Below are 989 nucleotides of genomic sequence, written 5' to 3' on the forward strand. Positions count from 1 at the left end.
TAATTTCAAATTCAATTTATTCAGCTTAAAATCAGCGCGAAGTTTTTCGGAGCTATTTTTTGTAACGTGTTTGTGTAAGCGTCAGTAACGGGAAAGTGCGCGAGTACTTTCCGCTGACGCCACCAAGTTAATAAAAAGGCGAGAATTTTCGGTAGAAAATTCCGCCGTTATTGCGTTTACACGGTGTTGGCAAACGTATTTTTTTTAATATACTATTTCTGTTATTATTAATCTTTTTATAAAGTAGTCGTTTAAATCGACTTTTGATTCTAACATTCGTTTAGCAATAAATTTTGGGTCAATCGTTCCTGCTGCTTCTCGTATGTCAAGATAGTCAATCAGGAAATCCGATTTGTTTGATATTGAATTTAATGCTCTCGAATAACTACCAACATAATTTATATCAATCCAATTTTTTCGAGATTCTATAATTGAATCTTCATCGATAGGTTCTTTGTACCGAAAAGATGATTCTGATGTACTGTATCCAAATGTTCCGTCTGGCATTAAATATTTCCGATTGATTTTTAACATCGGAATATTGTTATTGCTCAAAGTCAGTTTTTCAGGGTCACGTTCAATCCAAATTGAATCTGGAACGCTGTAAATTTCTAATCTCAAATTACTTTTCTCAAGATATTCTCGACTACTTTCCGATATTTTTTTCCAGTATTCGGTTTGTCCTTTTGATAATTCGGTCAGGAATTGTTTGTAGGCTTTTTTAGTATCTAAATTCGGATATTGTCTTTTGAGGAAGTCAGACTCAAAGTCGTTTACAAGATAAGTCAGAGTTTCACTGTTTTCTTTCCCCAAAACCTTTTCAAATTCCGCTATTTCTTTTTCGTTTGAACAACTAAAAGTCAGAAGTGAAATTATGATTAGATTGATGAATTTCATTGTTCAGTTATATGTTTGCCAACGTTTATGTATAAGATTAGTGCGGTTTTGTGTGCGAGGATTTTCCGCAGGAAAATCAGATGTAACAAAAC

The 989-nt window shown here is 33.4% G+C and carries 1 protein-coding gene; it reads right to left on the reverse strand.

Going from position 1 to position 989, the window contains the following annotated elements:
• Positions 1–204 precede the first annotated feature (204 nt).
• Positions 205–897: a hypothetical protein gene (locus tag Q0739_RS14870; RefSeq protein ID WP_298239525.1), complete on the reverse strand. Its 693-nt coding sequence runs from the start codon at positions 895–897 to the stop codon at positions 205–207.
• Positions 898–989: the final 92 nt, after the last annotated feature.

The organism is uncultured Algibacter sp. (assembly GCF_947487605.1).
Lineage (GTDB): Bacteria > Bacteroidota > Bacteroidia > Flavobacteriales > Flavobacteriaceae > Algibacter_D.